The sequence below is a fragment of the Neisseria sp. P0021.S006 genome (assembly GCF_051956895.1).
Window position 1 is genome coordinate 1 of sequence record NZ_JBQCWZ010000109.1, and the last position, 2,761, is coordinate 2,761.

The window sequence follows — 2,761 nt, forward strand, 5'->3', positions numbered from 1 at the left end:
TCTTCGGAGAAATCGGCCTGTCGCCCATGCTGATGAAAGATGCCGCCGCCGAATTGGGTTTGGCGGAAAGCACCATTTCGCGCGCTGCCAACCAGAAATATTTGTCTTGCCCGCGCGGCCTGTTTGCGTTACGCTATTTCTTCACACAGGCAGTCAATGCCGATGATGACGGCGAAGGGTTCAGTCAAGGCGCAATCAAAGCTGTCTTGAGCCAGCTGATTGAAAGCGAAGACAGCAGCAAACCTTATTCGGACGAGGCCCTCGTCAAATTATTAAAACAACGCGGCATTGAAATCGCCAGACGTACAGTTGCTAAATATAGAGAATCATTAGACATACCACCGGCACACAAACGAAAATTTACCGAGTAGATATATTCCGATCCGTTTTGACGGACTAATCAACCGAAGGAGCTGTATCATGAATCTGAAAATCACCGGTCTGAATTTTGATGTTACCGAAGCCATCAAAAACTATGTTTCCGACAAGTTGGCACGAATCAATCGCCACGCCGACAACATCATCTCTGTGACCATTACGCTCTCGGTGGAAAAAGTCAATCAAAAAGCCGAAGCCGATGCGCATCTGGCAGGCAAAGATTTGCACGTTGAAGCGATTGAGCAGGATATGTACGCCGCGATTGATGTTTTGATGGACAAGCTCGACCGCGCTGTTTTGAAACATAAAGAAAAAAGCGGCGATGTCCGCAGCACTGTCAAACCTGAAGCAGAATAAAGTTTTTGTATGATAAAGGCCGTCTGAATATTCAGACGGCCTTTTGTTTTGCTAGAAGTTTTAGACTGGCAATCTAGTTACTCACTTTTTGACCATTCCACGGTGCCACTTTAAACAGCAGCAACATGCCCGGTATGCCCAAAGCAAAACACAGCCAGTAGAAATTGAAGTAACCCATCGCTTCAATCAGATAGCCTGCCGTTGCGTTCATAAATGTACGCGGTACGGCAGATAGGCTTGTAAAAAGGGCTAATTGCGTTGCCGTAAATGCCGTATTGGCTTGTTGCGCCATATACGAGACAAACGCTGCTGTGCCTAAGCCGACGCCGATTGCTTCAGCCGCAATTACAACCGCTAAAAAGATTCGTTCCGATGCACCGACATGGTCAAAATGTCCGAAGCTTGCCAGCCATGCAAAGCCTAAAATGGTGACCCACTGTATCAAACCGAATAACCACAGAGCACGATTAACCCCAAGTTTGGTGATCCAAATGCCGCCGATAACGCCAAAAATTACAGCCGGCCATAAACCTGCGTTTTTTCCAATCAGACCAATATCGGTTTTAGAGAAGCCCATATCGAGATAAAACGGTTGAGCCAAAGCAGTTGCCATGCTGTCGCCCAGTTTATACAGCAAGATGAACGCCAAAATAGTCAAAGCCTGCTTCACACTCTGGCGGGTAAAGAAATCGTGAAATGGTTCGATAACGGTTTCTTTTAAGCCTTTGGTTTCAAGAGTTGAGTGATCTGGCTCGCGTGCTATGAACAAGGTCGCAAGTAAACCTGGGATCATAAACAGGGAAGTAATGATGAAGACGGTTGACCAAGGCAATCTGTCGGCCAAAATCAGACTTAATGAGGCCGGAATTAATGAAGAAATACGGTAGGCATTCACATACAGCGAGTTGCCTAATACCAATTCTTCATCTGACAGTACTTCGCGTCGGAATGCATCAATCACAATATCTTGGCTGGCGGAGAAGAATGCTGTAGCACAAGCTAAGCCTAAGATGATGGATAAATGTTCTTGCGGTCGGACAAATGCATAGGAAGCCAAAAGCAATAGGAGTGCTATTTGGGTAATCAGCATCCAACTGCGCCGTAAACCTAAAAATGGCAGGCGTACGGTGTCCAAAAGAGGTGACCAGATGAATTTCCAAGTGTAGGGGAAACCAATCAATGCAAATAGGCCAATGGTTTTCAAATCAATGTGTTCGCTACGCAGCCATGCTGGAATCAGGCTGTATAGAAAATAAAGCGGCAACCCCGAAGTGAAGCCTGTGAAAATGCAGATCAGCATTTTGCGCGAAAAAATCTTGCGCCAAGTGCTGGGTTGGGGTGCGGTTGTCATAGTGGAATCAATAAAAAAGAAAAGGGATATTGTAGCAAAGATGGGGGATATGGCGAATCAACTTCTGCTATCTTTATTGAATAATAAAAGGCCGTCTGAAACTTTGACAAATTAAGTTTCAGACGGCCTTTTGTTGGAACAACTGGTTTGGCGGGCAACGGAGACTTCAGGACGGAAGAAGGGTTGCTTGGGTGTATTCATAAAATTGAAGTTAAGAAAGTTTCAGACGACCCCTAGAGATCGTTTGAACGATGAGAAATATCAGTGGTAATTTGTGCCGTCAGTGTAGCCGTTTCCTGATTTGTCCACAGCAAAAGCAGAAATCGGACCGATCGTTACTGTCCCTTTAGGCTGAGTTTCTTGGTAATACTCATATGCTGCAACACCCATACCAGTTGCAGCACCAACAGCAGCACCAATTGTGCCACCGACCATAATAGCTGGTCCGGCAGGAATACTGCCAAAAGCTATACCGACACCCAGACCAATACCTGCACCAATTGATCCTCCTATTTATGCACCATTTGCTCCTCCTTGAAGGATTCTCTCTCCTAAGCCTCCTCCAGAAATGAGTTCCAGATCCTCAAGGGATAGTTCAATCATGTTATTTTTCCGTGTCAAAAAAATTAGAGGTAGAATAGTGAGTCAATACACCCAATATGGAGAAAGTAATAA

The 2,761-nt window shown here is 45.5% G+C and carries 3 protein-coding genes and 1 pseudogene; 2 read left to right on the forward strand and 2 right to left on the reverse strand.

Features of this window, described 5'->3' with window-relative positions; genetic code table 11:
• A pseudogene (locus ACTHUM_RS11190) lies at positions 1 to 371 on the forward strand (RNA polymerase factor sigma-54); the annotation flags it as partial.
• 49 nt (positions 372 to 420) lie between these two features.
• Positions 421 to 735 (forward strand): ribosome hibernation-promoting factor, HPF/YfiA family, encoded by a 315-nt coding sequence (gene hpf, locus ACTHUM_RS11195; RefSeq protein ID WP_003686778.1) that lies wholly within the window; start codon positions 421 to 423, stop codon positions 733 to 735.
• Positions 736 to 808: 73 nt separating this feature from the next.
• On the opposite strand, the gene ACTHUM_RS11200 is transcribed toward hpf, so the two are convergent.
• On the reverse strand, positions 809 to 2,086 hold the full coding sequence (locus ACTHUM_RS11200) for an AmpG family muropeptide MFS transporter (RefSeq protein ID WP_234395504.1): 1,278 nt from the start codon (positions 2,084 to 2,086) through the stop codon (positions 809 to 811).
• Between the two features lie 261 nt (positions 2,087 to 2,347).
• Positions 2,348 to 2,521, reverse strand: coding sequence for a hypothetical protein (locus ACTHUM_RS11205; protein WP_225905495.1), 174 nt, complete (start codon positions 2,519 to 2,521; stop codon positions 2,348 to 2,350).
• Positions 2,522 to 2,761: the final 240 nt, after the last annotated feature.

Bases quoted from the DNA above. Each gene is read 5' to 3' on its own strand.
- hpf (WP_003686778.1), top strand. From the start codon at position 421: ATGAATCTGAAAATCACCGGTCTGAATTTTGATGTTACCGAAGCCATC.
- ACTHUM_RS11200 (WP_234395504.1), bottom strand. From the start codon at position 2,086: ATGACAACCGCACCCCAACCCAGCACTTGGCGCAAGATTTTTTCGCGC.
- ACTHUM_RS11205 (WP_225905495.1), bottom strand. From the start codon at position 2,521: ATGGTCGGTGGCACAATTGGTGCTGCTGTTGGTGCTGCAACTGGTATG.